The following is a 25854-nucleotide window of genomic DNA, read 5'->3' as shown; positions in this document are numbered from 1 at the left end:
TATGCGCGTATTACTGCCCTTTTTAGCGTTATATCGCCGTCACGGCGGCCGCATTGCCTTGGGCATGCTGCTGGCCATCGTCACCCTGCTGGCCAGCATCGGCTTATTGAGCCTGTCGGGCTGGTTCCTGGCCGGCTCGGCTCTGGCGGGAACGGCGGGGTTATACACATTCAATTACATGCTGCCGGCGGCGGGCGTCCGCGGCGCGGCAATCACCCGCACGGCGGGACGCTGGGCGGAGCGGGTGGTAAGCCATGACGCCACCTTCCGCGTGCTGCAGCAGCTGCGAATCGATATTTTTACCAAAATCCTGCCCCTCTCCCCCGGCGTGATTGCCGGTTTCCGCCAGGCCGAATTGCTCAATCGTCTGGTGGCGGACGTGGATACTCTCGATCACCTGTATTTGCGTGTGCTGTCGCCGCTGCTGAGCGCGCTGGTGGTTTCCCTGGTGGTCACCCTCGGTTTATGCGCCCTGGACGTCAGGCTGGCGTTGACGCTGGGCGCCATGATGCTGGCGGTGCTCGTTGTGTTCCCGCCGCTGTTCTATCACGCCGGTAAATCCATCGGCCGGGACTTAACCCGCCTGCGCGCGGCGTACCGGCTGCATCTGGTCACCTGGCTGCAAGGCAATGCCGAGCTCACCGTCTACGGCGCCGCCGGGGACTACCGTCGTCAGCTGGATGAAACAGAACGTCATTGGCAGCGGCGGCAACAGCGGCAGGCCGGGCTGGCCGCCCTGTCCCAGGCCCTGCTTATCCTGCTTACCGGACTGGCGGTTACCCTGCTGCTGTGGCTGGCGGCCGACGACGTCGGCGGGGCATGGATTGCGCTGGTGGTCTTTACCACCCTGGCGTCCTTTGAAGCCCTCGGCCCGGTTGCCGGCGCCTTCCAGCATCTCGGTCAGGTGATGGCTTCCGCCGTGCGCATCACCGATATCATCCGCCGCGAGCCGGCGGTGACTTTCCCCGCGGACGGACCGCAGGCTGCGGACAGCGCCGCCCTGTCGGCGGACAATATCCGCTTCACCTATCCCGGGCAAAAGCAACCGGCCCTCAACGGGCTGTCGCTGCACATCGCCCACGGGGAACACGTGGCCATACTGGGCCATACCGGCAGCGGCAAATCCACGCTGCTGCAATTGTTCACCCGTGCCTGGGATCCGGAGGCCGGTGAAATTCGGCTGAACGGACAGGGACTTTCGCAATGGAGCGAACCGGCCCTGCGATCCATGATGGCGGTGGTGCCGCAGCGAGTGCATGTCTTCAGCGCCACCCTGCGGGATAACCTGCTGCTGGGCGCCCCCGCGGCGGACGACACAAAGCTTAGGACCATGCTGGAACACATGGGGCTGGAAAAGCTGCTGGGGTCCGAGGGCCTGGATGCCTGGCTGGGCGAAGGCGGACGTCAGCTGTCCGGCGGTGAGCAACGCCGGCTCGGCATTGCCCGCGCGCTGCTCCACGATGCGCCGCTGCTGCTGCTGGATGAACCCACGGAAGGGCTTGACGCCGCCACCGAGCGGCATATTCTGGCATTATTGCAGCAACTGGGACGGCAAAAAACGCTGGTTATCATCACGCACCGGCTGCAGGGCCTGGAGCTGATGGACAGGATTTATGTGATGGACCAGGGTAATTTTACTGAACAAGGCACTCATGGTGAATTAATGGAAAGCAGGGGCCGCTATTACCATTATCATCGCCCGGAAGAGGTCTATACCGAATAGCTTTCGAGTTACAGCAAGGCGGCAACTTGAAAGATGAAGGGTATAATCGGATCAGCGGCACAGCAAACAATTACCCGGTAGCCCTGTTGACCGGCATAGGTGAATATGACGAGAAGTAATATGCGATTATACCGGCTGTCTCCCAATTCATTACAGTTTCCCGCCCCGACATCAGCGCTGCATGAACCCAACGGGCTGCTGGCGTTTGGCGGCGATTTATCCCCGGAACGTTTGCTCATCGCTTATCAACAGGGGATTTTCCCCTGGTATTCCCCTGGAGACGTCATATTATGGTGGTCGCCGGACCCCCGCGCGGTGCTGTTCCCCGAAGAGTTCCATGTCAGCCGTAGCCTCAGGCGCATCATGCAGCGCTGCCCCTACCGTATCACTCTTAATCATGCTTTTGGCGAAGTCATGGCGTCCTGCGCCGAACGAGGCCAGGAAGGCACCTGGATCGGTCCGGAAGTGGAAATCGCCTATCAGCGGCTGCACTTGCTCGGCCAGGCGCACTCCATCGAAGTCTGGGACGGCGATACTCTGGTGGGGGGCATGTATGGCGTGGCCCAGGGAGCGTTGTTTTGCGGCGAATCCATGTTCAGCCGCCGGGATAACGCCTCGAAGATTGCCCTGCTGACTTTTTGCCGTTTCTTTAGTCAACAGGGCGGAAAACTGATAGACTGTCAGGTATTGAACTCACATACGGCCTCGTTAGGCGCGAGGGATATTCCCCGACGCGACTATCTCGCCCTGCTGGGTCAGTTACAACCTTTAACGCTGGCACCTCATTGCTGGCAACCACAAACCCTCTCTGTCGTCACCTTAAACAGTGAACCGGATTCCGGTGAATGACGCGTTGTTCTTCATCACTTCTTTACATAATGAGGGTTTTTCGGCATTATCTTGCCGGTTAAAAACTATGGTATTCAAACCTAGAGGATTCGATGGCCAAAGAAGACAATATTGAAATGCAAGGCACGGTACTGGATACATTGCCTAACACCATGTTCCGCGTGGAATTGGAAAACGGGCACGTGGTAACCGCACATATCTCCGGTAAAATGCGTAAAAATTATATCCGCATCCTGACGGGCGACAAAGTCACAGTTGAGCTGACCCCGTACGACCTGAGCAAAGGCCGCATTGTCTTCCGTAGCCGCTGATAGGCTTCTTTATCGCTGATATCCGCCCGCAGTAGCGCGCCGGTATCCCGCCCAAGCAATTGCAATAAACCATAACATTCATACCGGCGTCCTTAAACGGCCCGGTATGATGACCCGTGCCCGCAAAGCAATAAGGGCGACCCAAGCCCTTATCACCGAAGCGTGAACCAAGCCTGTTAAAGGGAGAGCGCGCCGATGTGGCCGAAGCGGGCGTGGTTTTACCGCCCGCCGGAGCGCCGCATGGCACGCCAGGCCCGCTATCACCGGTAGCGTGAACCGGGACTGTTAAAGAGAGTGCCCCATGGAGGCTATACCAGCAGCATTCAATGCTGCAGCGGCCAGTTTTTATGCAAAAAAAAGCGATGCCAACCGGCATCGCTTTTTTTCTTTCCCGCCGAACGGCGGCGGCTTAATGAACCACGCCTTCCGTCTTGCGTTTTTGCGCGCTCAGGAAATCATATTTAAGCTGTTTTTTATCCGCATCCAGCTCAACCTTCACCGACCCGCCATCCACCAGAGTGCCGAACAGCAGCTCATTGGCCAACGGTTTCTTCAAGTTTTCCTGCATGACACGGGCCATCGGCCGCGCACCCATGGATTTGTCATAACCCTTGGCCGCAAGCCAGTCGCGCGCTTCATCGCTGACTTCCAGCGAAACGCCCTTGGCATCCAGCTGGGCCTGCAGTTCGACGATGAATTTATCCACCACCAGCTGAATGATTTCTGGGGACAGATGGTTGAACCATATAACGTTATCCAAGCGGTTACGGAACTCCGGCGTAAAGATTTTTTTGATCTCGCCCAGGGCATCGGTGCTGTTATCCTGTTGGATCATACCGATACTCTGACGCTGGGTTTCCTGCACGCCGGCATTGGTGGTCATCACCAGGATCACATTGCGGAAATCCGCTTTGCGCCCGTTGTTATCGGTCAGCGTACCGTTGTCCATCACCTGCAGCAGCAAATTGAACACATCCGGATGCGCCTTTTCGATTTCATCAAGCAACAACACCGCATGGGGATGCTTGAGCACCGCATCGGTTAACAGGCCGCCCTGATCGTAGCCCACATATCCCGGAGGCGCGCCGATAAGCCTGCTGACCGTATGCCGTTCCATGTATTCCGACATATCGAAGCGCAGCAATTCGATATCCAGCGCTTTGGCCAACTGCACCGTGACCTCGGTTTTACCCACCCCGGTAGGACCGGCGAACAGGAATGAGCCCACCGGTTTATGATCCTGGCCCAACCCGGCCCGGCTCATTTTGATGGCTTCGGTCAAGGCTTCAATGGCCTTATCCTGGCCGAACACCAGCATCTTCAGGCGATCCCCGAGGTTTCTCAGCACATCCCGATCGCTGGCGGAAACCGTCTTCTCGGGAATACGGGCAATGCGCGCCACCACCGACTCGATATCGGAAACATTAACGGTCTTTTTGCGTTTGCTCACCGGCATCAGCCGGCTGCGGGCACCCGCCTCGTCTATCACGTCAATGGCCTTATCGGGCAAATGACGATCGTTGATGTATTTCACCGCCAGCTCCACCGCCGCGCGCACGGCTTTAGCCGTATAACGCACGTCGTGGTGGGCCTCGTACTTGGTTTTCAGGCCGGTAAGGATCTGAACCGTTTCTTCCACCGACGGCTCGGTGATATCAATTTTCTGGAAACGACGCGCCAAGGCGCGATCTTTTTCAAAGATATTGCTGAATTCCTGATAGGTAGTGGATCCCATCACCCTGATTTTACCGCTGGAGAGCAAGGGCTTGATCAGATTCGCCGCATCCACCTGTCCGCCGGAAGCAGCGCCGGCGCCGATAATAGTATGGATCTCATCGATGAACAGGATGCTGTTCTGATCCGACTCCAGCTGTTTGAGCAGGCCTTTGAAACGCTTCTCAAAATCACCACGGTATTTGGTGCCGGCCAGCAATGAACCGATATCCAATGAATAGATGGTGCAATCGGCAATGACTTCGGGCACGTCCCCCTGCACGATACGCCATGCCAGCCCTTCGGCAATGGCGGTTTTGCCCACACCCGATTCACCCACCAGCAGCGGATTGTTTTTACGGCGGCGGCACAGTACCTGAATAGCGCGTTCCAGTTCGCGCTCCCGCCCTATCAGGGGATCGATCCCCCCTACACGGGCGAGCTGGTTGAGATTGGTAGTGAAGTTTTCCATACGATCCTCCCCGCCTGCCTGCTCTTCATTAACCGGATTTTCAGGACCGGGTGCCTGCGTCTCATCTTTGCGAGTACCGTGAGAAATGAAATTCACCACATCGAGGCGGCTGACGTCATGCTTACGCAGCAGGTAGGCCGCCTGGGATTCCTGTTCGCTGAAGATGGCCACCAGGACATTGGCCCCTGACACCTCGCTGCGTCCTGAGGACTGAACATGGAAAACCGCACGCTGCAGTACACGCTGAAAGCTGAGCGTAGGCTGCGTATCGCGCTCTTCGTCGCTGGTCGGTAAGGTCGGCGTGGTTTGTTCTATGAAAGCTTCGAGTTCCTGGCGCAGCGCCACCAGATCGACCGTGCAGGCCTCGAGCGCTTCTCGCGCTGAAGGGTTACTGAGCAACGCCAGCAATAAATGTTCAACGGTCATAAACTCATGCCGGTGCTCACGCGCTCTGGCGAAAGCCATATTTAAACTGAGTTCCAGTTCTTGATTGAGCATTGGCACCTCCCCAAATAGATTGCCTGTTCAGGCCTTTTCCAGCGTACAAAGCAACGGATGCTCATTTTCCCTGGCATAACGATTCACATGGGCGACTTTGGTTTCAGCGACTTCGGCGGTATAGACCCCGCAGATAGCCTTGCCCTGATAGTGAACCGTAAGCATCAGTTGCGTTGCACGTTCAACATCATAAGAAAAGAACTTTTGCAGTACGTCAATAACAAATTCCATCGGTGTGTAATCGTCATTGATAAGTATCACTTTATACATTGACGGGGGTACTACCAGCTCTTTCACCAGTTCTTCGGCAAGATGCTGTTCACCCGGTCTATCGCTTGTCTTACCCATCGTCTTTCCGTCAAAACGTCTTTAAAGCCTGGAGAGTTAGCTGTGGCAGGCGTAGAGCCTTATCGCCCCAACTCCGTCATTATTACAAGTTTAACATCGGATGCTGCTTAATGCCCCTTGCCGTTACCTATATCTGTAATAGGATTTCGATCGCAGCAATGGTATTACGATTTTGTCAAAAAAGTGTCAATAGCGTTACCTGCTTCAAAGTTTGGTAATGTCATCCGCCAACTGCCCCCGCATCCACTTGACCTATTGTTCCTATCCTCTAGAGTGTACTTGCGTAAGCCGTCGTGGTTTTGACGGATAAAGCTTACGACGTCAACAATCCTCATCACATATAAGATTCTGTTGCGAGGGATGTACAAACATGGAGACGGGTAAAGTTAAATGGTTCAATAACGCCAAAGGTTTTGGGTTTATCTGTCCTGAAAGCGGCGGCGAGGATATCTTTGCGCATTACTCAACAATCCAGATGGACGGTTATCGAACGCTCAAAGCAGGGCAAGTGGTCAGATTCGATGTTCATCAGGGCCCCAAGGGGAACCACGCGAGTCTGATTGTGCCTGTTGAAACCGAGACTGTCGCCTGATAACACGCCTCGCGATTAATGCATAATGATATTAATGAAATGCCAGTGCGTATCGCTGGCATTTTTTCTGCTATGCCGCTTATCCCGCCTACTCAAGGTATAACATTTTTATTTTAAGACGCAAGCATAATTATGTCTGTCACAAAGAGTATCTTGCTTATGATTTTTGCCATCATCATAAACCGCATTTAAACGCTTGTTTTTCCCATGCCGTCGGAAGGCCGCCATTATGTCGCGGTTTAGCCCGATTTTGCTGAAATAGGTATTTTCTTGCTTCCAGGGCAGAATACCCATGTCACAAGTTGTATCCAACCGGGAACGCTCCCGCAACGGATTATCCGGCTGGCAGCTCGCGCTGTCCTTGTTCCGCGGCACGCTCGTGCCGGGCATTGCCTGGCAGCGCCGTTTCTATCGCTACAAGTTTATGCTGCGGTATCTTTACACCCATAGCTACTCCGGTCCCTGGCTTGAACAGCTGGCGAAATGCCCCCTGCTGACACAAATGCTGGCTTCCCAGCCCGGGCTGCCCTGCAAGCTGCACCGCCCCTATCTGGCCGCCAATATGAGCGCTGAAAAGCAGCTGGCCGCCCTGGGGCATCATTACGACTATATCCAGGCGCGCCTGCCCCGTCCCCTGCTTGAAGGACACCTGAGCCGGGACGGTTTTACGCTGGCGACGCTTACGGCCAAAAACGACCGGATTTTCCATTTGCGCCTCTGCTCTCTTGACCGGCTGAACCGAGAGGGCGAGGCAACCCTGCTGTTTTGCGACGACGGCAATGTCATGCTGGCGGAAATGACGTTCGTCATTACGCCCGAACGGGGGGCTACGCTCTTTATCGGCGGTTTGCAGGGCGGCCGCCGCCAGCTGTCCCATGAAACGATCCATTCGGCCACCAAAGCCTGCCACGGGCTGTTTCCCAAACGACTGGTGCTGGAAACGGCGATCCTGCTGGGAAGAGAAATGGGCGTGAACCAGATTCTGGCCGTGGGCAACCGAACACATATGCATCAGGAATGGCGCTATTTTTATAAAAGTAAACGATTCCTACATGCGGATTATGACAATTTCTGGCTGTCGATGAACGCACAACCGCAGGCGCAGGGATATTTCAGCCTGCCGCTGGGTATTCCGCGTAAATGCCTTACCGCCGTGCCCAGTAAAAAACGCGCCGAATACCGTCGCCGCTATGGGCTGCTGGATCAATTGGCGGCCCAGGTCTCCGGTCATTTTGAGCGGAGGTGACGGCCGCCTTCGGCCAGCGCTTCCCCCCACGACATGGGGGGAAGCCAGGAAGAATTGAAAACCTGTCCTGCATCGGCTTTACAGCGCTCGCCATTTTGTTTAGCTTAGGGCGGAATTTTCCCCCCGCCGTTCAAAAGGATGTGGCGCCCAAATGTATTCCGGCCTGTTAATAATCCTCATCCCGCTGGTGGCGGGCTATCTGTTGCCGCGGGTATCCCGCGCCTGGGCGCACCGGGTGGATCGCATCCTCAGCGCCATGGTGTATATCATCCTGTTTTTCATGGGCATAAGTTTGGCCTTTCTGGACAATCTTGCCGTCAACCTGCGCCTGATAGCCTGGTATGCGGGGGTGAGCGCGCTGTGCATTATGGCGTTCAACGGCGCCGCCCTCTGGTGGCTGGAAAAACGCCGGCCCTGGCCGGGGGCGCACCGCCAGGGAGTGCCCGCGCCGTCGCGGCTGCATATGGCCTTGGACTCGTTGAAACTTTGTCTGGTGGTGGTGGGAGGATTCGCCATCGGCCTGACACAATGGACATGGCTGAATGCGGCCTCCAAAGCCAGTGAGTTTGCCTTGATAATATTGCTGCTGCTGGTGGGAATCCAGTTACGTAACGGCGGCATGACCCTGCGGCAGATTTTGCTCAACCGGCGCGGCGCCACGGTGGCGCTGGTGGTGGCGGTAAGCGCCTTGGCCGGCGGTGCGCTGGCGGCCATGATATTGGGGCTGCCCCTGCGTACCGGTCTGGCAATGGCCTCGGCTTACGGCTGGTATTCCCTCTCGGGGATCCTGATGACCGACGCCTTCGGCCCGGTAGTGGGCAGCGCCGCCTTCTTCAACGATCTGGCGCGTGAACTGCTGGCCATCATGTTAATCCCCGGCTTGATGGGCCGCAGCCGCAGCATGGCATTGGGTTTATGCGGCGCCACGTCGATGGATTTCACCCTGCCGGTGCTCACGCGCACCGGCGGACTGGATGTAGTGCCGGCCGCTATCGTCCACGGTTTTTTACTGAGCCTGCTGGCGCCGATACTCATCGCCCTGTTCAGCGCCTGAAGATTTCCTTATACCGATTCCCGGCGGCCATGCCGGGCCGTCGTCCTGTGCCCCGGCATCGATAGCCATTACCTGCCCACCGCTGCCATTCCGCCGCCAAAAGGACTAAGCTTTAGCGGCACGAAAATGTTGACTCCAAATGAGCTTTATCATTGACCAAGGGGAACGCTATGAAACAAACCGTGGCATCATTGGTTGCCAAAACCCTCGAGCAAGCCGGCGTCAAACGTATCTGGGGCGTGACCGGCGACTCGTTGAACGGCTTAAGCGACAGTCTGAACCGCATGGGCACCATCCAATGGATGGGCACCCGTCATGAAGAAGTGGCGGCGTTCGCCGCCGGCGCCGAAGCCCATGTCACCGGTGAACTGGCGGTATGCGCCGGCTCCTGCGGTCCGGGCAACCTGCATTTGATCAACGGATTGTACGACTGCCACCGCAACCGGGTACCGGTGCTGGCTATTGCCGCGCATATCCCTTCCAGCGAAATCGGCAGCGGCTATTTTCAGGAAACCCATCCGGAAGAGTTATTTCGTGAATGCAGCCATTATTGCGAATTAGTATCCAATCCCGAACAACTTACCCAGGTACTGGGTATCGCCATCCGTAAAGCGGTGCTTGACCGCGGGGTATCGGTTATCGTCCTGCCCGGCGATGTGGCCTTGAAAGCCGCCCCGGAAGAGGGCACGCCCCTTTGGTATACCCCCCGGCAGCCGCTGGCGGTTCCGCCGGTGGGCGAACTGGAAAAGCTGGCCGCCCTGCTGAACCAGTCGGAGAATATCACCCTGCTGTGCGGCAGCGGCTGCGCCCAGGCTCACGATGAAGTAGTGCAGTTGGCCGGGCTGTTGAAAGCGCCGGTAGTGCATGCCCTGCGCGGCAAAGAATACCTGGAGTATGACAATCCCTACGATGTAGGCATGACCGGCCTGATAGGTTTCTCTTCCGGTTACCATGCCATGATGAACGCCGATACCCTGGTCCTGCTGGGCACGCGTTTTCCTTATCGGGCGTTTTATCCCACCGATGCAAAAATCATCCAGATCGATATCGAATCCGGCAGCCTCGGCGCGCACTGCCCGCTGAACATGGCCCTGGTGGGCGATATCAAATCCACGCTGGCGGTTTTGCTGCCGCGGCTGAAGGAAAAAACCAACCGCAATCATCTCGATGCGGCGCTGCAGCATTATCACGAAACCCGGCGCGATCTCGACACGCTGGCCAAGCCCAGCGGCAACAAAGCGATTCATCCCCAGTACGTGGCGCAGGAAATCAGCCGTCTGGCGGCGCCGGACGCCATCTTTACCTGCGATGTGGGCACGCCGACGGTTTGGGCGGCTCGCTACCTGACCATGAACGGACGCCGCCGCCTGTTAGGCTCGTTTAATCACGGCTCCATGGCCAACGCCATGCCGCAGGCGCTGGGCGCGCAGTCCGCGTTTCCCGGCCGGCAGGTAGTGGCGTTGTGCGGAGACGGCGGGTTCGCCATGCTGATGGGCGACTTTTTATCACTGATTCAGCTGAAATTGCCGGTGAAAATCGTTATTTTTAATAATAGCGTGCTGGGATTCGTCGCTATGGAAATGAAAGCCGGCGGCTACCTCACCGACGGCACGGATTTGCAAAACCCGAATTTTGCCGCCATCGCGCAGGCGGCCGGCATCAAGGGCATCCGGGTGGAAAAATCCGCCGACCTTGACGCCGCGCTGCAAGAAGCCTTTGCCACCGACGGACCGGTGGTGGTGGATGTGATTACCGCGAAAGAAGAGCTGGCGATGCCGCCGCAAATCAAGTTTGAACAGGCAAAAGGATTCAGTCTTTATATGCTGCGGGCCATCATCAACGGACGCGGCGACGAAATAGTGGAATTGGCAAAAACCAACTGGCTGCGTTAAGGCTGACGGCTTCCGCCCGGGTTCAGGTTGTCCCGTTTCCGGGCGGTAATGCCATACGCGTGGTAGCTTTGAAAATCTAACGGAGTGAGCATGATCGATTTACGCAGTGATACCGTCACCTTGCCGAGCGATGCAATGCGCAGGCAGATGGCTGAAGCCGAGGTTGGCGACGATGTCTATGGGGATGACCCCACCGTGGCGGCGCTGGAAGCGGACGGCGCCCGCCTGAGCGGTAAAGCGGCGGCGCTGTTTTTTCCCAGCGGCACCCAGGCGAATCTGGTGGCGCTGCTGACCCATTGCCAGCGCGGCGAAGAGTATATCGTCGGGCAGCATGCGCATAACTACCGCTTTGAAGCCGGCGGCGCCGCGGTATTGGGCAGCATTCAGCCCCAGCCGCTGGAAGCGGACGCCGACGGCACGCTGCCGCTGGATAAAGTGGCCGCCGCCATTAAGCCGGACGATTTTCATTTTGCCCGCACCCGACTGTTATGTCTGGAAAATACCCATAACGGCAAAGTCCTTCCCCTGGCTTATCTGCAACAGGCCTGGCAATTCAGCCGTGACCACAAGCTGTCGCTGCATATTGACGGCGCGCGGGTTTTTAACGCGGCGGTAGCATTGAATGTTCCCCTGACCGATATCAGCCAATATTGCGATACCCTGACCATTTGTTTATCCAAAGGTTTGGGTGCGCCGGTGGGATCGCTGCTGTGCGGCGGCGAAGACTATATCCGGCAGGAGAAGCGCTGGCGAAAAATGGTGGGCGGCGGCATGCGCCAGTCCGGCATCCTGGCGGCGGCCGGCCGTTATGCGCTGGAGCATAACGTACAGCGTCTGCGGGAGGATCATGACAATGCCCAGTGGCTCGGGCAACAGCTCGGCGCGCTGGGCGTGGAAATCATGGCTCCGGGCGCCCAGACCAATATGCTGTTTATCCGTCAGTCGCCGGAACTGGCCGCTAAGCTTGGCCCATGGATGCTCGGGCATGATATCAACATCGCCTCGGGTACCGTGACCCGTTTGGTGACTCATCTGAATATCAGCCGTCAGGACCTTGAAAAGGTGGTCCGGATCTGGCGCGAATTCCTGCATCATCATGGCGAACTAACGGGCGCCGCCCTCACGGGCGTCTACTTCCAGTAACGCATCAAGTATCGCCTCGGTTTCCGCGTCCGGCAGGCCGCGGAAATCAGTGGGGCGAAAGTGCATCTGGAAAGCCGCCACCGCTTTTTGCTGCAACGCCACAGGCATCCCCGGCGTTACGTCATAACCGTAGCGGGCCATACGCTGCAAAATAGCCGGCATCGCCACCCGCTGGCGAGGATCCCGTTTTCCCAGGTAGAAATTTACCCGATTCTGATCGGGCCAAATGCCCACTCCCGCCGCCGCCAGCTGCCGCCAGGGAAATAACGGGCCGGGATCCTGCTTGCGCCGCCAGGCGATATCGCTGTGCCCCACCACATTAAACGGCGAAATATGATAACGTTTAATGATATCCCGGCTCAGGGCGATGACCAGCGCTATCTGATGAGGGGGATAAGGCGCCGCGTCATATCCCGTCAGCGTGCGGTAATAGCCGCCGTTTTCGATTTCGATGCCGATGGAAGTATCGTTAAGATTTTCACGCCCGCGCCAATAACTCTCCCCGGCATGCCAGGCCCGGCGCGATTCATCCACCAGCCGCAGGGCGGTAGGAATGCCGGCGGCATTATCAGGATGCAGCGGTATCAAGTAGTGGGCGCTGACCTGGCCGGTGGTGAGGGTTTTCATGGAACCGGTAAAATCTTCCGCGGTATAATGCAGCACCAGAAACTGAATACGCTCATCCGCTCCCGCCGCCTTTTGTGAGCTGTCTACATGGTAAAAAAGCGGCGCCGCCTTCTCTTTTTCCACCAGCAGATAGCCGATATAGCACAGGCATAATACGACAATGAGCCGAAACGCCCAGGTGATTCTTGCTGCCCGCGGTCTACCACGGCGTTTTCCGCTGTCCAAGCACCCTCTACCTCGTTTGAAAAAATCCCGAACAAATCGCGGGTATTCTCACCAGGTTACGCTCTGTCCGCAACCGGTTTAAAAGCCGCGGCGCGGATATTCTTGAGGTTCGACCGGTGGGCGGGATGAACAAAAGTGGCCGTTGCGCCACAACTGACTGTTTTTTCATTATACTCAATGGTAATTTCCCCTCTTTCCTTTGCTATTAACAAGGTTAACAATGAAAAAAAGATTGTTGGTACTGTTCCCCTTGGCGTTACTGTTGGGCGCCTGTACCCAGGTTGAACCGGCATACAAAGATATCGGTACCCGCATCGGCCCTTGCGCCGAAGGCGGACCGGATGATGTCGCGCAGCAATTTTATAACCTTCGCATACAGCAAGGCGCGCAGAGCCGGCCCGGCAGCGCCCAGTTGGCGCAATACCGGCCTTATCTGAGCGACGGGCTGTATCAGTTGCTCAGCGCTAGCCTGCAGGACAGCGGTAAAGCGGCTAAATTACCCGCCGGGGATATTTTCAGCAGCAACGCCGCCGGCCCTGCCTCGGCCAGCGTCCACAGCGCTTCGCGCATCTTGAATACCGATGCCAAGAACATCCCGTTACGGGTGGATATGTCGCGTCAGCAAGGCGCGAACAGCCAATCCGTCCAGTGGCAGGATGAGGTGCTGATGATCCGCGAAGGCCAATGCTGGGCTGTGGATGACGTGCGCTATCTCGGTATGCTGTCCCCTGCCCCGGCCGGGACGCTGCGGCAGACCCTGGAAAAGCGCTAAAATCCGGAGCCGGAACCTGCAAGCCTGTGGTTTCCCATTCTCAACCGTGCCGGCCACGGGTTCGATTTGGCAAATGCGCATGGAGTTCACATGGAGTTCATAGGGAGGAACAGGATGCTGGAAGAGTAAACCGTCCGCGCCAGGGATGACGGGTTTACGGCGTGTTTACGTTCCATCATCCTGTCCCGACCCTGCATATTTGAAGCGCAGCGCTGGAAAATCAAGACTGCCCGCGCCTCGTTGTGGTGCACAGGCAAGCGGTCCATAGCGGGACAACGAGTCAACAGAGCATATAACCGGGAAATTGCCCGGCACAAAGACCTTTTGTGCTGTCCATGATATTATTACCCACCTAAATGTAAATTTTGATCATGGCGGATTGCATCAATCGTCCGTCAACGTTAACATCTGCCGCCTCAATGGCTATTCAGTTTCAACGCATGAGTATTCAACTAAACCATATCGACTGTTTTTACGGCGCTTATCAAGCGCTGTTTGATATCACGCTTGAATGCCCGGCCGGGGAAACGCTGGTGCTTCTCGGTCCCAGCGGCGCAGGCAAAAGTTCGTTGCTGCGGGTGCTTAATCTGCTGGAGATGCCGCGCGCCGGCGAGTTGGCCATTGCCGGTAATCATTATGATTTCCGGCATGGGCCCGGCGAGAAGGACATCCGTGAACTGCGGCAAAATGTCGGTATGGTCTTCCAGCAATATAATCTCTGGCCGCATCTCACCGTGCGGCAGAATTTGATCGAAGCCCCCTGCCGGGTGCTCGGCCTGTCGCGGGCGCATGCCAATGAACGGGCCGATAAGCTGCTGGATCGCCTGCGCCTGACGGATTTCAGCGATCGTTTCCCGCTGCATTTATCCGGCGGCCAGCAGCAGCGGGTGGCTATCGCCCGCGCCCTGATGATGGAACCGCAGGTTTTACTGTTCGACGAACCCACCGCGGCGCTGGATCCGGAAATCACCGCGCAAATTGTCAGTATCATCCGCGAGTTGGCCCAGACCGGCATCACACAGGTGATCGTCACCCATGAAGTCGAGGTAGCACGTAAGACTGCCAGTCGCATCGTCTATATGGAAAACGGCCGCATTGTGGAACAGGGGGATGCGACGCATTTTGCCCGGCCGCAAACCGAGGCCTTTGCTCACTACTTATCGCATTAAATATTTGGACAAAAAATGAAAAAATTGATTATCGCCGCCGTATTGGCCGGAATGACCGCTTCAGCGGGCGCAGCCGAAACCATTCGTTTCGCCACCGAGGCCTCTTACTCTCCGTTCGAATTCGTCGATGCCAATAATACCATCCAAGGTTTTGACATCGATCTGGCCAATGCCCTGTGCAAGGAAATGCAGGCACAATGCACCTTTACCAATCAGGCGTTTGACAGTTTGATTCCCAGCCTGAAATTCCGCCGTTTCGATGCGGTGATTTCCGGAATGGACATCACCCCGGAACGCTTGCAGCAAGTCTCTTTTTCCCAGCCCTATTATGAAAACTCCGCGATTTTTATCGCGCAAAAAGACAAGTTTACCGATTTGGCTTCCCTTAAGGGCAAACGCGTAGGTATGCAAAACGGCTCCACCCATCAGAAATTCCTGCAGGATAAACACCCGGAAATAACCGCGGTTCCGTATGACAGCTACCAGAACGCCGTGCTTGACTTGAAGAACGGTCGTTTGGACGCGGTATTCGGCGACAGCGCGGTGGTGAACGAGTGGCTTAAGAAAGATAATTCCCTGGCGACGGTGGGGGATAAAATCACCGATAAAGCCTATTTCGGCACCGGTCTGGGTATCGCGGTACGCCAGAATAACGCCGCCCTGGTGGATCAATTCAACACCGCGCTGAACAAAGTCAGGCAGGATGGGACTTACCAGGCCATTTACCAGAAATGGTTCAAGAAGTAATCCGCTTTCATGAATGAACTTTATCCTATCGCCGGCGCCGCAGGGACTACCCTGGGGCTGGCGTTATGCGCGCTGGTTGTGGGCCTGGTGCTGGCGATGTGTTTTGCCGCTTGGGAATCCGCGCGCTGGAAATGGCTGGGGCTGCTGGGCACCGCCGTGGTCACGGTGCTGCGCGGCCTGCCGGAAATATTGGTAGTGCTGTTTATCTATTTCGGCGCGTCGCAGCTGCTGCTGACGCTGTCGGACGGTTTTACCCTTAATCTGGCCGGCTATCATCTGCCCCTGAGCCTGCCGGCGGATGTTAACGTCAGCCCCTTTATCTGCGGCGTGCTGGCGCTGGCACTGCTGTACGCCTCTTATGCATCTCAAACCCTGCGCGGCGCGATCAAAGCCATTCCGCAGGGACAATGGGAGTCCGGCCAGGCGCTGGGCATGAAAACCAGCGCCGTTTTTTTCCGGCTGATTTTGCCGCAAATGTGGCGTCATGCGCTGCCGGGCCTGGGAAATCAATGGCTGGTGCTGCTGAAGGATACTGCCCTGGTCTCGCTGATAAGCGTCAATGACTTGATGCTGCAAACCAAAAGTATCGTCAATTTTACCCAGCAGCCGTTTACCTGGTATCTGGTTGCTGCGGCGGTGTATCTGGCCATTACCCTGCTGAGCCAGGTCATTCTCCGCGCCATTGAACGCCGCTCAACGCGTTTTGAAACGAGGGCTTCGTGATGCTGGCCTATCTGCCGGATTTGATGAAAGGATTGCCCGTAAGCCTGTCGCTGACGCTGTGCGCCATCCTGATAGCCCTGTTTCTGGCGCTGCTGTTTACGGTGATCGTCAGCCTGAAGCTCCCGGTGCTGACGCCGCTGGTGAAAATCTATATCACCTTGTTTACCGGCACGCCGCTGCTGGTGCAGATATTCCTGATTTATTACGGCCCGGGGCAGTTTGCCGCATTACGCGCCATACCCTGGTTATGGTCGCTGGTATCCCAGCCTTGGCTGTGCGCCATGATAGCCCTGGCCTTGAACAGCGCGGCCTATAGTACTCAGCTGTTTACCGGCGCCATGCGCGCCATTCCGTCCGGCCAGTGGCAGTCATGCTCGGCGCTGGGGATGAGCCGAGCCCAGTCATTGCGGCTGCTGATGCCGTTCGCCATCAAACGCGCCCTCTCCTCCTATTCCAATGAAGTGGTGCTGGTCTTCAAAAGCACGTCGCTGGCCTATACCATTACGCTGATGGATGTGATGGGGCACGGGCAGCTGATGTACGGCAGGACGTATGATGTGATGGTGTTCGGCGCCGCCGGGATTATCTATCTGTGCGTCAACGGCATATTGACGCTGCTGATGCGCCTGGTGGAGTATCGCGCGCTGCGCTTCGAACGGCGCAGCTAATCCCGGCGTTTAAGCAATACCAGCGTCTCGTAATGGGCGGTGTGCGGGAACATATCGAATAGCTGCACGCTGACAAGCCGGTAAGACGGCAGCGCCAGCACATCTTTCGCCAGGCTCTGCGCCTGGCAGCTGGAATAGAGTATCCAGGGCGGCGCCATGCGGTCCAGATAGCCGCATAACTCGGCGCCGATGCCGCGCCGCGGCGGATTCACCAGCACCAGATCGGGGGTATCATGCCCCAGGGCGAAGCGGGTGGAATCCAGCGCCTGGAAATCCACCCGGCGCAGCCCCAGCGCCTTGGCCGACTGCCGGGCGCTGGCGATGGCCTCAGGGCTGATTTCGATGCCTGTCAAGCGCATTTCCGCCGTCGCGCAATGCAGCCCAAAGCCCCCCACTCCGCAAAACAGATCCCACAGGCTGGTGATATTCAGCGCAGCCACCCACTCACGGGCCGTGTCGTACAAGCGGGCAGCGATGGCCGGATTGGTTTGGAAAAAGCTGCGGGGACGGATAAACAGCGGGATGTCATTAAGGCGCTCTTCCAGGGCGGTTTGCCCGGTAAGCACGATTTCGGTGTCGCCTTCCAGAATGGCCATATGCACCGGCTGGATATTCGCTGAAATCACCTTGAGCCGCGGCAACTGCGCCCGCAGCCAGGGCAGCGCCGCCCGCAGCGCCGCGAGTTTCGTCTCGGAGCGCAACACAAAACGCAGCATCATGTCCCCGCTGTGGCTGCTGGCGGTGAGCAGCAGGAATTTCAATTCCCCCCGCTTGAGCGCCACGCTGTAGGGCGTCAGACCGGCGCGGCCGATAAAGGTTTTCAGCACGCTGAACGTCGGGGCGAAATCAGCGGGATACAGCGGGCAATCGCACAGATCAACAGGCTCCCCGCCCTGCGGCAGCATGCCCAGCAAGGGTCGCTCAACGCTGCCCCCCACCACCATTTTGGCCTTGTAACGGAAGGCCGACTCTGGCGAAGCCACCGGCGCCAGCCATTGCTCCACCGGCAATGGGGACAAAAGTTCGGCAAGACGCGCCTGTTTCTCCGCTAACTGTTGCGGATAAGGCATCTCCAGCCACTGGCAGGAGCGGCAACGGTCGGCGTTAAATAAATCGCAGTGCATGGGCAGACAGGAAAGCGGAACGGGCGCGCATTGTATCACCGCCGGGGCAACAAAATCATTGTTTGCCGGTAAAAAAACGCTGGCCGGTTTTCGGCACGAACAGCAGACTCAGCATCAGCATATCGGGTAGTTTATGCATTAAAAGCTGAGACAGGATTTCAGCTGCGCCGTCGCCGGGCAGCACGAACATTTCGGGATAATAACCGTGCCAGGTGGCGATAAACAGATAGCCGGCGCTAATGAGTTGACACCCAAGAAAACACCAGCGCGCACGAGTCCGCCCCCGCAACAGGGCGAATCCGCAATGCAATTCCAGAAAAAGTATTGCCAGGGCGGCCAGGAACAACAGCGTCAAATCCCAGGAACCGCTGCTGGTGCTGATAAAGCTTTGTATTCCCTCCAGGCCCAGATTGCCGGCCAGCATCACCACCCCAAGACAGCGGGTGGCGATAATGGCGACAGCGGCGGTAACCACCGCCACCGGGGCATGGCCGGTCCAGCGCGCCCGGTCTGAATAACGGTTTCTAAAGATCTCCGACATGGATTTTCTCCGCGCAGATGAGGCCACACAGGTGCGGCGCACCCAACAAGACTAGCAGCTTTGACAAAAATCAGCTACGGACCGTCCGCTGCCGGAGCAGTGATATCGGCATTCCGCTGCGAATGCCGCCGCATCTGTGCCGACAATCAGCCGCGAGCCGCCCGCTGCCGGTCCAGCCGGCGCTGTTTTTCCGAGCGCGACATCAGCCACCAGGCAATCATCCCGATGATGCCCACCACCCCCAAAATAATAGTGGCCAGGGCATTGATCTCCGGATTCACCCCCATCCGCACGCTGGAGAACACCAGCATCGGCAAGGTGGTGGACCCCGGACCCGCGACAAAACTGGCGATGACCAAATCATCCAGGGAAAGGGTAAATGCCAGTAGCCAGCCGGAAATAATCGCCGGGGCAATCATCGGCAGCGTAATAATGAAAAAGACCTTAATCGGCGTAGCGCCCAAATCCAGCGCGGCTTCCTCGATGGATTGGTCCAGTTCCCGCAGCCGGGAGTTAACCACCACCGCGACGTAGGCGGTGCAAAAGGTCACATGGGCCAGCCAGATGGTGAACATGCCCCGTTCAGCCGGCCAACCGATGGCGTGCCCCAGGGCCACGAACAGCAATAGCAGCGACAGACCGGTTATCACATCCGGCATCACCAGGGGCGCGGTGAGCATAAAGGCAAAGGTATCGGATCCGCGAAAACGACCGAAGCGGACAATCACCACCGCCGCCAGCGTGCCGAGAATCATCGCCATGGTGGCGGTGGCCGCCGCCAGGGTCAGGCTGAGGGTGACCGCGCTTATCATGGCGTCGTCATGCATCAGAACCCCGTACCATTGGGTTGACCAGCCGGCCCAGACAGTCACCAGTTTTGAGCTGTTAAACGAATAAATCACCAGCATCAGCATCGGGGCATACAAAAACGTAAAGACCAGGACCAAAATGACGATGCGCCAGGGCGAACGCACTACCGGAAGAGTATTCACGCGTGTTCCCCCAGGGCTTTGTTTTGATGCTTATGGAACCACATAATCGGCACGATAAGCAGCAACAGCATCACCACCGCCACTGCCGACGCCACCGGCCAATCGCGGTTATTAAAGAACTCCTGCCACAGGATTCGGCCGATCATGATGCTGTCCGGCCCGCCGAGCAGTTCGGGGATGACATACTCCCCCACCGCCGGGATGAATACCAGCATCGAACCGGCGATAATCCCGCCCTTGGTCAGCGGCACAATCACCTGGAAAAAGGTCTTGAGCGGTCGCGCGCCAAGATCCAGCGAGGCTTCCACCAGCGAATAATCCAGGCGGGTCAACGCGGTGTAAATCGGCAGTATCATAAACGGCAGGTAGGCGTAAACGATTCCGATGTAAACGGCCAGGTTGGTATGGAGGATCACCAAAGGCTCATGGATAACCCCAAGCCACATCAGGAAATTATTCAGCACGCCGTTGTTTTTCAAGATTCCCATCCAGGCATAGACCCGAATCAAAAACGAGGTCCAGGACGGCAGGATAACCAGCAGCAGCAGGATATTGCGGGTGGAAGGCTTACTGTGCGCCACCGCCCAGGCCATGGGGTAGCCAATCAGCAGGCAGAAAAAGGTGGAGATGGCCGCGACCTGCAGCGACTGCAAATACGCCTCGATATAAAGCGGATCCTCCAGCAGCTGCATAAAATTCGCCAGATTCAGCGAAATATCCAGCTTGCCGTCCACCCAGGTGACCAGATCGGTATAGGGTGGAATCGCACGGGCCATCTCCGCCAGGCTGATTTTGAAAACAATGAGGAACGGCAGCATAAACAGCAGCAGCAGCCAGAGGTAGGGCAAAAATATGACCCCCTTGCGGCCGTGTTTCATCTGCAGCCGCGTCAGGTAGCCTGGGGTATTCAACTGTCCCGGTTCAGATCCGGGCGGCGTTTTTTCAACCGAAACAGACATGTTTTCCCCTTGGCCTATACCGTCAGCACGACACAACTGTCCGCATCCCAACAGAGACGGACCTCATCGCCCCAGGTGGGCGTCCCTTTACGGAAACGATGGGCATTCTGCAGCTGAGCGCTGATTATCTGGCCGCCTTGCAGCCGCACATGGTAAATGGATAAATCGCCAAGATAGGCGATATTCACCACCTCCCCCACGGCAAAATTGGACCCATCCGCCGGCACTTCATCGCACAGCATGATTTTTTCCGGCCGCAAGGCCACATGCACCGGCACGCCGTCCACCACCGACACGTCCGTATTCACCTGCAGCGGATGCACCAGCGCCGGACTTTGCAAAATGAGCGAATCGTCGCGGCGTTCTTTAAGCAATCCGTCGAACATGTTCACCGAGCCGATAAATTCGGCGCTGAAGCAGCTGTTGGGATGCTCATAAATTTCTTCCGGCTCGCCAATCTGGACGAATTTACCGCGATTCATGATGGCGATTCGTCCCGCCATGGTCATGGCTTCCTCCTGATCGTGGGTCACCATGACACAGGTAACCCCAACGCGCTCAAGGATATCCACCACTTCCAGCTGCATACGATCCCGCAGTTTTTTATCCAGCGCCCCCATGGGTTCATCCAGCAACAGCAATTTCGGCCGCTTGGCCAGACTGCGGGCCAGCGCCACCCGCTGCCGCTGACCGCCGGAAAGCTGATGGGGTTTCCTGCCGATAAATTCCTGCATGTGCACCATGGTAAGCATCTCTTCCACCCGCTGTTTAATCTCCCCGCGAGGCAGCTTGTCCTGTTTCAACCCGAAAGCAATATTCTGCTCCACCGTCATATGGGGAAACAGCGCATAGGATTGAAACATCATATTTATCGGGCGCTGGTAGGGCGGCATATGGGAAAGATCCTGGCCGTCCAGGACGATTTGTCCCTGGGTCGGCTGCTCAAAACCCGCCAGCATCCGCAGCAGGGTGGATTTGCCGCAGCCTGACGCCCCAAGTAAAGCGAACATCTCCCCTTTGAAAATGGTCAAACTGACGTCATCCACCGCCAACTGGCCGTCAAAGGCCTTGGACAGATTGCGGATTTCCAGCAATGGCGTAACCATTTTCAGACTTTTAGGCTGTGGGCGGGGTAGTGCATCATTCACTGACATGGCTCTCCGGAACAAAAGGAACAGACAAGGCGTTTTTGTCCTGCCGTTTCTGAAAAGCATAACAGGCGGGAGATTAAGCCGCCTGTCGGTTAGGTTTAGCCTTTTGGTTGCTGCACGGAACTATTTGCCGCTTTTCACTTTAGTCCAGGCACGGGTTATCACGCGATCAATGGCCGGCGGCTGTACCTTGAGGGTAAAGAGCTTAGCCCGCACATCCGGCGGCGGATAAATGCCGGGATTGTTACGTACCGCTTCGTCCACCAAAGGTGTAGACGCCAGATTGCCGTTGGCATAAAAAATCTGGTTGCTCACCTGCGCGATAACCTTGGGATCCATCAGGTAATTCAGGAACTGATAGGCCTCGTCGACATTTTTGGCATCGGCGGGAATGGCGAGCACGTCAAAAAAGGCCAGCGCGCCCTCTTTAGGAATACTGTAACCGATATTCACGCCGTTTTTGGCTTCCTTGGCGCGGTTCGACGCCTGCATCACATCCCCTGCCCAGCCGATGGCCACACAGATATCACCGTTTGCCAGGTCATTGATATATTGCGATGAATGGAAATACCGGACGCTTGGGCGCAGCTTTAACAGCAGATCCGTCGCCGGACCGGTATAATCGGCGGCGTTGCCGCTGTTGGGATCCTTGCCCAGATAATTAAGCACGGTGGCGAAAATTTCCGACGGCGCATCCAGGAAGGAAACTCCACAGCTTTTCAGCTTCGCCAGATTTTCCGGCTTGAGCACCAAATCCCAACTGTTGAGCGGCGCGTCATTGCCCAATATGGCTTTCACCTTGTCGACGTTATAGGCAATGCCGGTGGTGGCCCACATGTAAGGAATGGCGTATTTATTGCCGGGATCGTTCCGGCTGATCAATTTCAGCAAATCCGGATCCAGGTTTTTATAGTTCGGTAATTTGCTTTTATCCAGCGGCTGGAATACGCCGGCGGTTAATTGACGCTCAAGGAAGCTGGCGGAAGGGACGACAATATCAAAACCGGTACTGCCGGCCATCAGTTTGCCTTCCAGCACCTCATTGGAATCGAACACATCATAGACGACCTTGATGCCGGTCTGCTTCTCGAAATCCGGTACGGTATTCGGCGCGATATAATCGGACCAGTTATACACATGCAATGTTTTTTGTTCCGCCGCAATTGCAGTGGCGGATGCTGCCATCAACAAGCCGACAGCGAAACCCGACAGCCATTTCTTACGTTGGGTGAACATCCGTTGCTTCCTCCAGATCCCAGTCAACAAAAATGTATATATGCATCTCAACCGAGACACAGCGCGTCAATAAGGTGCAGCGGCTGATGGAATCTCCGTGAATATTTTTTATTCATCGGATTCGCGGGGATAACGAAGAACACCATGCCGTTTCCCTGATTCCAGAGCAGTATCGCAAGCATAACCGCAGCGACAAAGCTACGCCAGAGCTCTGCAAAAAAAATGGCTTTAATCGATTAATTATTCATTTTTTGTCTATCAAATAGGGTGTTTATGGCTTAACCGGAGAGGCAAATCGGGCGAATTGAGTAAAAACGCAGCAGAAATCATGGAAAACAATGAGTTGAGTTTTACCGCAGCAGCAGGAGCTAGGTATCAATGGATAACCGGCGCCGTATGCTTCTCCTCGGCGGGCGTATCTTCCTCTTCGATGAATAATAAATCGTTGGCGCGGGCTTCAAGGATGAGCATGGAGACCTGTTCTTCCGCCTGCTGCATAAAATGGCGGAATTGACCGAAGGTGATGCCGACCTCGGTACTCAAGGACTGGCAGGCCACCAGCTTTGGCAGATTATCGTCCTGGATATCGATAAAGGCCTTAACGGTCAGGGAACTGGCGTTGATTTGGCTTAAATCACCCACCAGGGCGATCAGAGCCGTCGGCCGAACTTCCGCCAGCGCGGAGAAAAGGATGACATTGTCAATCAGATCGACCTTGGCATCGAATATTCCATCGAAATTTTGCATATGCGGCAGATGCAACGCCTGACAGGAGTCACACTCGAAAAATGAGAGACTCATTTTTTCCAACCAGCGTCTAAGGATATCAAGGTCCGGAATAACAAGTGAATCCATAACGCTAACCCCTAATTAATAAATCCGAAACGGGGCATAGCTTACGGAATATTAAGCAAAGGCGCTACGGTCAAACACAGCAATTTACATCAAATATCGCTCTCGCCGGCAAAAGGAGAACTACGGCGGTTAAGCGGGCGGCCGGTAATGCAATAACATCACGTTGATTTTGAATGATTAGCGTGCATTATTTGACCCCAATTCTCTTTTAACGGCAGTCAAACGGGGCAAAATCCTAAAATACCGGCAGTGCTAATCAACGTGACGGCGCAGACAGCAACCGCCGTTGTCCATGCTGTTCGATATGGCGGATCATCATGCCTGCGATATCGATGCCGGTGGCGGTTTCCACCCCCTCCAGCCCCGGCGACGCGTTCACTTCCATTACCAGCGGGCCGCGCTCGGCGCGCAGAATATCCACACCGGCGATTTCCAGGCCCAGGGTAGCAACCGCTTTTATCGCAATGGCCCGTTCTGCCGGGGTTATGACCACCCTATGGGCCGTACCGCCCCGATGCAAATTGGAGCGGAAGTCCCCCGGCTGAGCCTGGCGCTCTATAGCCGCCACCACCTGGTTGCCGATGACCAGGCAGCGGATATCGCGTCCTTGCGCTTCATGCACATACTCCTGTACCAGGAACTGTGCTTTCAGACCCCGAAACGCATCGATCACGCTTTTAGCGGCCTGAGGGGTTTCCGCCAGGACCACGCCTATCCCCTGGGTGCCTTCCACCAATTTCACCACCAGCGGGGCGCCGCCGACCATTTCAATCAAATCTCCGGTATCGTCGGGTGAATCGGCAAAGCCGGTCACCGGTAAATCTATGCCTTCTTTCGCCAGTAATTGCAGTGAATGCAGCTTATCCCTCGCCCTGGTAATGGCGGCGGAATTATTAAGGGCATAGCTGCCCAGCATTTCAAACTGGCGCAACACCGCCGTTCCGTAAAAGGTAATGGCGGTACCGATGCGGGGGATCACGGCATCATAGGGCGCCAGGCGCCTGCCCTGGTAGTGAACGGACGGCGCGTCACAATTGATATTCATGTAGCAGGAGAGCGGATCGATGATATCCACGCTATGGCGGCCGGCTTCGGCGGCTTCCCGTAACCGCCTGCATGAAAAAAGGGAACCGTCCCGGGATAAAATGGCTATTTTCACACAGTACCCTGCTTTCTGGTCATAATCCGGTTGATAATAATCCGCGGGTAGGTTTCGGTCGAGCAATGTTTTGCCTGGGAGCTAAAAACAGCGTCGCGGCATTTTAGATAGGAACGGGGCATTAAACTGAAAGGTAATTACTGCTTTTTTTTGACGCCGGTCACAGGCATAGTAAACGGCAACAAGAAGCGTAACAACTTTCATTGATTCGTTTCGATTGTCATTTTATACGTTAAGGAGTGAATATGTTTGCTGTCATTTTCGGACGTCCGGGCTGCCCTTATTGTGTGCGCGCTAAAGAGTTGGCTGAAAAACTGACTGTTGAACGGGATGACTTCTCTTACCGTTACGTCGATATCCACGCCGAAGGCATTTCCAAAGCGGACCTGTCGAAAACCGTAGGTAAACCGGTGGAAACCGTGCCGCAAATTTTCGTCGATCAGGTTCATATCGGCGGCTGTACGGATTTTGAAGCCTACGCTAAAGAAAACCTCAGTTTATATCAGCAATAAACGACACTTCCCCGGGCCGGCCTTACCGGCCCGTAGTGGTTGTCCTCGCGCCCCGCCGCTTTGGTTCCAAAGACGTTTATATCCCCTCATATTTCAAGCTGCGAATGTCCTGGCTTTACTGCGACACGGATTATTTGGGATATAACAGCAATCTGAAAGCCATGTATGCCGCTTACAGCAGGGTATGGCGTTTGAAGATTTCGCTGGCAAAAAAACACACCAGCGCGCCGCAGGCACACCAGAATATCGCGCTTAACAAATACGTCACCTGGTACCACAGGGAATAATGCAGCTGGTTGCTTACATTGAAAAGCAGCAGGCATAACGGCGATACCAGTAAGGCGCCCAGCAGCGGACAAGTGATTTTACTGCCGCGAGACAGCAGACCGCCGACGATTCCCGGCAGCAAGTACAGTAAAAACCCCAGCGCCGCGCCCTGGTGTCTTTCATTCAATACAATGAGCCCGCTCTCTTGACTGGCAAAAACCACAAGAAATAGTACAGCACTGCTTATGGTTCCAACCCTTAGCCGTTTCATCGCCATTTTCCTCCC

Annotated in this window: 26 protein-coding genes; 14 read left to right on the top strand and 12 right to left on the bottom strand. The window is 56.2% G+C overall.

Annotation, left to right across the window (positions count from 1 at the left end; genetic code table 11):
- Nucleotide 1 precedes the first annotated feature (1 nt).
- The 3 genes from cydC to infA all read left to right on the top strand — a co-directional run bounded on the left by cydC (nt 2) and on the right by infA (nt 2883).
- Complete coding sequence (cydC, locus tag ACL2XJ_RS16000) at nt 2-1723, top strand: heme ABC transporter ATP-binding protein/permease CydC (RefSeq protein ID WP_413723781.1); 1722 nt, start codon at nt 2-4, stop codon at nt 1721-1723.
- A 120-nt stretch (nt 1724-1843) separates the two neighbouring features.
- Entirely contained in the window at nt 1844-2572 is a 729-nt protein-coding gene (gene aat / locus ACL2XJ_RS15995; protein ID WP_132927828.1) for a leucyl/phenylalanyl-tRNA--protein transferase, read from the top strand.
- A gap of 92 nt (nt 2573-2664) precedes the next feature.
- Nucleotides 2665-2883: a translation initiation factor IF-1 gene (gene infA / locus ACL2XJ_RS15990; RefSeq protein WP_002211347.1), complete on the top strand. Its 219-nt coding sequence runs from the start codon at nt 2665-2667 to the stop codon at nt 2881-2883.
- 409 nt (nt 2884-3292) lie between these two features.
- Here the strand turns inward: infA and clpA are convergent, their stop codons facing one another.
- Together clpA and clpS are read right to left on the bottom strand one after the other, a co-directional pair.
- Nucleotides 3293-5566 (bottom strand): ATP-dependent Clp protease ATP-binding subunit ClpA, encoded by a 2274-nt coding sequence (gene clpA, locus ACL2XJ_RS15985; protein WP_132922664.1) that lies wholly within the window; start codon nt 5564-5566, stop codon nt 3293-3295.
- Nucleotides 5567-5593: 27 nt separating this feature from the next.
- Nucleotides 5594-5914 carry an ATP-dependent Clp protease adapter ClpS gene (gene clpS / locus ACL2XJ_RS15980; RefSeq protein ID WP_132922665.1) on the bottom strand — a complete coding sequence of 107 codons (321 nt, stop codon included), beginning with the start codon at nt 5912-5914 and terminating at the stop codon, nt 5594-5596.
- Between the two features lie 370 nt (nt 5915-6284).
- Here clpS and cspD point away from each other — a divergent pair, with 370 nt between their 5' ends.
- The 5 genes from cspD to ltaE all read left to right on the top strand — a co-directional run bounded on the left by cspD (nt 6285) and on the right by ltaE (nt 11841).
- Nucleotides 6285-6506, top strand: coding sequence for a cold shock-like protein CspD (cspD, locus tag ACL2XJ_RS15975; protein ID WP_132922666.1), 222 nt, complete (start codon nt 6285-6287; stop codon nt 6504-6506).
- Between the two features lie 292 nt (nt 6507-6798).
- The gene (locus ACL2XJ_RS15970; RefSeq protein WP_413723780.1) at nt 6799-7752 is read left to right on the top strand and encodes a VirK/YbjX family protein; all 954 of its coding nucleotides are present in this window, start codon (nt 6799-6801) and stop codon (nt 7750-7752) included.
- A 151-nt stretch (nt 7753-7903) separates the two neighbouring features.
- Complete coding sequence (locus tag ACL2XJ_RS15965; protein WP_413723779.1) at nt 7904-8806, top strand: lysine exporter LysO family protein; 903 nt, start codon at nt 7904-7906, stop codon at nt 8804-8806.
- A 170-nt stretch (nt 8807-8976) separates the two neighbouring features.
- Nucleotides 8977-10698, top strand: coding sequence for a ubiquinone-dependent pyruvate dehydrogenase (poxB, locus tag ACL2XJ_RS15960; protein WP_413723778.1), 1722 nt, complete (start codon nt 8977-8979; stop codon nt 10696-10698).
- A 90-nt stretch (nt 10699-10788) separates the two neighbouring features.
- The gene (gene ltaE / locus ACL2XJ_RS15955; protein ID WP_413723777.1) at nt 10789-11841 is read left to right on the top strand and encodes a low-specificity L-threonine aldolase; all 1053 of its coding nucleotides are present in this window, start codon (nt 10789-10791) and stop codon (nt 11839-11841) included.
- Here the strand turns inward: ltaE and ACL2XJ_RS15950 are convergent.
- Nucleotides 11803-12693 carry an N-acetylmuramoyl-L-alanine amidase gene (locus ACL2XJ_RS15950; protein WP_243701446.1) on the bottom strand — a complete coding sequence of 297 codons (891 nt, stop codon included), beginning with the start codon at nt 12691-12693 and terminating at the stop codon, nt 11803-11805. The two genes, ltaE and ACL2XJ_RS15950, sit on opposite strands and share 39 nt — an antisense overlap.
- A 220-nt stretch (nt 12694-12913) precedes the next feature.
- On the opposite strand from ACL2XJ_RS15950, the gene ACL2XJ_RS15945 reads away from it, so the two are divergent.
- The 5 genes from ACL2XJ_RS15945 (at nt 12914) to artM (ending at nt 16772) form a co-directional block, all read left to right on the top strand.
- Nucleotides 12914-13465, top strand: a complete 552-nt coding sequence (locus tag ACL2XJ_RS15945; RefSeq protein WP_132922671.1) for a lipoprotein — start codon at nt 12914-12916, stop codon at nt 13463-13465.
- A 440-nt stretch (nt 13466-13905) separates the two neighbouring features.
- Nucleotides 13906-14634, top strand: a complete 729-nt coding sequence (gene artP, locus ACL2XJ_RS15940) for an arginine ABC transporter ATP-binding protein ArtP (protein WP_132922672.1) — start codon at nt 13906-13908, stop codon at nt 14632-14634.
- Between the two features lie 15 nt (nt 14635-14649).
- Nucleotides 14650-15381: an arginine ABC transporter substrate-binding protein gene (gene artJ / locus ACL2XJ_RS15935; RefSeq protein WP_132922673.1), complete on the top strand. Its 732-nt coding sequence runs from the start codon at nt 14650-14652 to the stop codon at nt 15379-15381.
- A gap of 9 nt (nt 15382-15390) precedes the next feature.
- Nucleotides 15391-16104 carry an arginine ABC transporter permease ArtQ gene (gene artQ / locus ACL2XJ_RS15930; RefSeq protein WP_132922674.1) on the top strand — a complete coding sequence of 238 codons (714 nt, stop codon included), beginning with the start codon at nt 15391-15393 and terminating at the stop codon, nt 16102-16104.
- Nucleotides 16104-16772 (top strand): arginine ABC transporter permease ArtM, encoded by a 669-nt coding sequence (gene artM, locus ACL2XJ_RS15925; protein ID WP_132927830.1) that lies wholly within the window; start codon nt 16104-16106, stop codon nt 16770-16772. The genes artQ and artM overlap by 1 nt, the downstream gene beginning before the upstream one ends.
- Here the strand turns inward: artM and rlmC are convergent.
- The 8 genes from rlmC to rimK form a co-directional block, all read right to left on the bottom strand.
- Nucleotides 16769-17896, bottom strand: coding sequence for a 23S rRNA (uracil(747)-C(5))-methyltransferase RlmC (gene rlmC, locus ACL2XJ_RS15920; RefSeq protein ID WP_413723776.1), 1128 nt, complete (start codon nt 17894-17896; stop codon nt 16769-16771). The genes artM and rlmC overlap by 4 nt on opposite strands.
- Nucleotides 17897-17951: 55 nt before the next feature.
- Nucleotides 17952-18437 (bottom strand): YbjO family protein, encoded by a 486-nt coding sequence (locus ACL2XJ_RS15915; RefSeq protein ID WP_413723775.1) that lies wholly within the window; start codon nt 18435-18437, stop codon nt 17952-17954.
- A gap of 146 nt (nt 18438-18583) precedes the next feature.
- Nucleotides 18584-19429, bottom strand: coding sequence for a putrescine ABC transporter permease PotI (potI, locus tag ACL2XJ_RS15910; RefSeq protein WP_132922677.1), 846 nt, complete (start codon nt 19427-19429; stop codon nt 18584-18586).
- The gene (potH, locus tag ACL2XJ_RS15905) at nt 19426-20388 is read right to left on the bottom strand and encodes a putrescine ABC transporter permease PotH (RefSeq protein ID WP_413723774.1); all 963 of its coding nucleotides are present in this window, start codon (nt 20386-20388) and stop codon (nt 19426-19428) included. The genes potI and potH overlap by 4 nt, the downstream gene beginning before the upstream one ends.
- Nucleotides 20389-20402: 14 nt before the next feature.
- Nucleotides 20403-21536 carry a putrescine ABC transporter ATP-binding subunit PotG gene (gene potG, locus ACL2XJ_RS15900; protein WP_132927831.1) on the bottom strand — a complete coding sequence of 378 codons (1134 nt, stop codon included), beginning with the start codon at nt 21534-21536 and terminating at the stop codon, nt 20403-20405.
- A gap of 126 nt (nt 21537-21662) precedes the next feature.
- Nucleotides 21663-22775 carry a spermidine/putrescine ABC transporter substrate-binding protein PotF gene (gene potF / locus ACL2XJ_RS15895; protein WP_132922679.1) on the bottom strand — a complete coding sequence of 371 codons (1113 nt, stop codon included), beginning with the start codon at nt 22773-22775 and terminating at the stop codon, nt 21663-21665.
- 375 nt (nt 22776-23150) lie between these two features.
- Nucleotides 23151-23630 carry a YbjN domain-containing protein gene (locus ACL2XJ_RS15890; RefSeq protein WP_132922680.1) on the bottom strand — a complete coding sequence of 160 codons (480 nt, stop codon included), beginning with the start codon at nt 23628-23630 and terminating at the stop codon, nt 23151-23153.
- A gap of 256 nt (nt 23631-23886) precedes the next feature.
- Nucleotides 23887-24789, bottom strand: a complete 903-nt coding sequence (gene rimK / locus ACL2XJ_RS15885; RefSeq protein ID WP_413723773.1) for a 30S ribosomal protein S6--L-glutamate ligase — start codon at nt 24787-24789, stop codon at nt 23887-23889.
- Nucleotides 24790-25034: 245 nt separating this feature from the next.
- Here rimK and ACL2XJ_RS15880 point away from each other — a divergent pair, with 245 nt between their 5' ends.
- Nucleotides 25035-25301 (top strand): GrxA family glutaredoxin, encoded by a 267-nt coding sequence (locus tag ACL2XJ_RS15880; RefSeq protein ID WP_132922682.1) that lies wholly within the window; start codon nt 25035-25037, stop codon nt 25299-25301.
- A gap of 172 nt (nt 25302-25473) precedes the next feature.
- Here the strand turns inward: ACL2XJ_RS15880 and ybjM are convergent, their stop codons facing one another.
- Nucleotides 25474-25839, bottom strand: coding sequence for an inner membrane protein YbjM (gene ybjM / locus ACL2XJ_RS15875; protein ID WP_413723772.1), 366 nt, complete (start codon nt 25837-25839; stop codon nt 25474-25476).
- Nucleotides 25840-25854 lie beyond the last annotated feature (15 nt).

The sequence above is a fragment of the Sodalis sp. RH16 genome (assembly GCF_047324245.1).
Classification (GTDB): Bacteria; Pseudomonadota; Gammaproteobacteria; order Enterobacterales; family Enterobacteriaceae; genus Acerihabitans; species Acerihabitans ligni.
The sequence above is the reverse complement of the archived record's forward strand: the minus strand, read 5'-3'. Positions and strand labels throughout refer to the sequence as shown.

Excerpts from the sequence above, each read along its gene's own strand:
- ACL2XJ_RS15890 (WP_132922680.1), bottom strand. The coding sequence starts at position 23,630 with ATGGATTCACTTGTTATTCCGGACCTTGATATCCTTAGACGCTGGTTG.
- ACL2XJ_RS15965 (WP_413723779.1), top strand. The coding sequence starts at position 7,904 with ATGTATTCCGGCCTGTTAATAATCCTCATCCCGCTGGTGGCGGGCTAT.
- artJ (WP_132922673.1), top strand. The coding sequence starts at position 14,650 with ATGAAAAAATTGATTATCGCCGCCGTATTGGCCGGAATGACCGCTTCA.
- ACL2XJ_RS15880 (WP_132922682.1), top strand. The coding sequence starts at position 25,035 with ATGTTTGCTGTCATTTTCGGACGTCCGGGCTGCCCTTATTGTGTGCGC.
- potF (WP_132922679.1), bottom strand. The coding sequence starts at position 22,775 with ATGTTCACCCAACGTAAGAAATGGCTGTCGGGTTTCGCTGTCGGCTTG.
- ACL2XJ_RS15970 (WP_413723780.1), top strand. The coding sequence starts at position 6,799 with ATGTCACAAGTTGTATCCAACCGGGAACGCTCCCGCAACGGATTATCC.
- ltaE (WP_413723777.1), top strand. The coding sequence starts at position 10,789 with ATGATCGATTTACGCAGTGATACCGTCACCTTGCCGAGCGATGCAATG.
- ACL2XJ_RS15915 (WP_413723775.1), bottom strand. The coding sequence starts at position 18,437 with ATGTCGGAGATCTTTAGAAACCGTTATTCAGACCGGGCGCGCTGGACC.
- artP (WP_132922672.1), top strand. The coding sequence starts at position 13,906 with ATGAGTATTCAACTAAACCATATCGACTGTTTTTACGGCGCTTATCAA.
- poxB (WP_413723778.1), top strand. The coding sequence starts at position 8,977 with ATGAAACAAACCGTGGCATCATTGGTTGCCAAAACCCTCGAGCAAGCC.
- rlmC (WP_413723776.1), bottom strand. The coding sequence starts at position 17,896 with ATGCACTGCGATTTATTTAACGCCGACCGTTGCCGCTCCTGCCAGTGG.
- ACL2XJ_RS15945 (WP_132922671.1), top strand. The coding sequence starts at position 12,914 with ATGAAAAAAAGATTGTTGGTACTGTTCCCCTTGGCGTTACTGTTGGGC.
- artQ (WP_132922674.1), top strand. The coding sequence starts at position 15,391 with ATGAATGAACTTTATCCTATCGCCGGCGCCGCAGGGACTACCCTGGGG.
- potH (WP_413723774.1), bottom strand. The coding sequence starts at position 20,388 with ATGTCTGTTTCGGTTGAAAAAACGCCGCCCGGATCTGAACCGGGACAG.
- clpA (WP_132922664.1), bottom strand. The coding sequence starts at position 5,566 with ATGCTCAATCAAGAACTGGAACTCAGTTTAAATATGGCTTTCGCCAGA.
- artM (WP_132927830.1), top strand. The coding sequence starts at position 16,104 with ATGCTGGCCTATCTGCCGGATTTGATGAAAGGATTGCCCGTAAGCCTG.
- aat (WP_132927828.1), top strand. The coding sequence starts at position 1,844 with ATGCGATTATACCGGCTGTCTCCCAATTCATTACAGTTTCCCGCCCCG.
- cspD (WP_132922666.1), top strand. The coding sequence starts at position 6,285 with ATGGAGACGGGTAAAGTTAAATGGTTCAATAACGCCAAAGGTTTTGGG.
- cydC (WP_413723781.1), top strand. The coding sequence starts at position 2 with ATGCGCGTATTACTGCCCTTTTTAGCGTTATATCGCCGTCACGGCGGC.
- infA (WP_002211347.1), top strand. The coding sequence starts at position 2,665 with ATGGCCAAAGAAGACAATATTGAAATGCAAGGCACGGTACTGGATACA.
- clpS (WP_132922665.1), bottom strand. The coding sequence starts at position 5,914 with ATGGGTAAGACAAGCGATAGACCGGGTGAACAGCATCTTGCCGAAGAA.
- ybjM (WP_413723772.1), bottom strand. The coding sequence starts at position 25,839 with ATGAAACGGCTAAGGGTTGGAACCATAAGCAGTGCTGTACTATTTCTT.